Origin of the sequence: Bacteroides sp. AR20, from assembly GCF_964250605.1 — a bacterium.
In the GTDB taxonomy this organism is placed as follows: domain Bacteria; phylum Bacteroidota; class Bacteroidia; order Bacteroidales; family Bacteroidaceae; genus Bacteroides; species Bacteroides uniformis.
The window spans coordinates 1-1,334 of record NZ_CAXUGK010000070.1 but is presented as its reverse complement, the minus strand read 5'-3'; the positions used below and the strand labels follow the sequence as shown (position 1 = coordinate 1,334).

Annotated in this window: 1 protein-coding gene; it reads right to left on the bottom strand. The window is 40.3% G+C overall.

Translation table 11 applies throughout. The features are described from left to right. Positions 1 to 221: 221 nt before the first annotated feature. On the bottom strand, positions 222 to 1,334 hold a 1,113-nt coding region (locus ACESTD_RS18400; protein ID WP_373170167.1), incomplete at its 5' end, for a transposase.

Below are 1,334 nucleotides of genomic sequence, written 5' to 3'. Positions count from 1 at the left end.
GGGATATTCAGTAAATGTTCCTCTTTCTAATAAATCAAGAGAAAAGCTTTACTTTATGTTAGCTTTTCTCTTAATTTTTTCGTTCAACTTCCCCGTTTTCTATCTTTTTTATAAAATATTATTTACATATTCTTGTTTTTTCCTTCCCACCCATGCATTATATACATGTCTTTCTTAGGGGAAGTTAAAACCTCTCCTGTTTTCCTCTTATTTTAGTCAGATTATGCTGCCTTTCTTTTTTTCTTTTCGACCTTTTCTATCATACATACCGCATTGGCTGTATGTATTCCAAAGAAAATCCAAAGCATTTCCGTTTTCCTATTTCTGGCTTTTATCCTGGCCAGTGAGTAATGTTGTTTCTGCGTTCCAAAACTTCCTTCCAGACGGGTAGCTCTTTCACGGCTGAGTTCCGACCGTAAAAGCTTTCGAAGCGGCTCATCTTTGGCAGCTCTGCCCTTACGCTTAAAGGAAGTACTTATATGATATTTAGTACAAAATTTCCGGTTGGCATTATTAGCATAGATTGAATCCGCTGCAAGCGCCTTAACCCTGACCTTGGTCAGTTGTTGTTGCAGATGAATACAGTCTTTCAAACGTACTCCTTCGTTAAAAGCCTTAAAGGAGATATGTTCTATGAAGGAGATTCCATCTATCTGTATATTGTTGACTTTGGCTCCGAATTCAACGGATTTGGTTTCCTTGCCTCTGATAATGGGGCGAAGATAATGCCGGTCAATACTCACGATACGGTTGGACACTTTTTTGCCTGCAAATAAATTCTTCCCTTGCTCAAGGACCGTCTGTATGACCGAGAAACGTCTTTGGTAATCAGAGGATAGTGTAAGCCTGTTCCTGTAGGATGAATGAAGCAGCTCCAGCTGGTCAAGTAACTTTTCCAATAACTGCAGTAATCTGCGTTTAATCATACGGGTCTGTGATTTCTTGCGTTTACGCAGTTTGCTATAACCAAGATAGGCACGGCTTATATCAAGATACTTGTTACGGGGACGTTGTATGTGCAATGTCCGGCAATGTTTGCACAGATGACGATGAAGCCATACAATACCTTCCCATAAGAGTTTGGCATCAGTAGGAAAACGCAGATGACTTTCATAACAGGTGGCATCGGTCATACAGACATGAAGGTTCTCAAGATAAGGTTTCCAATGCTCGGCAAGAATAAGCTGGAGGGACTCAATATCAAGGCGATCCGCTAGTTCCTGACGAATTGCACTGACGATTTTAGGATTGGTCAGTGGATGAAGCGGATCAATCTGAACACCACAAAACAACTGGTAATGAATATTACCGTTTAAATGTTCAATCAGTTGTGC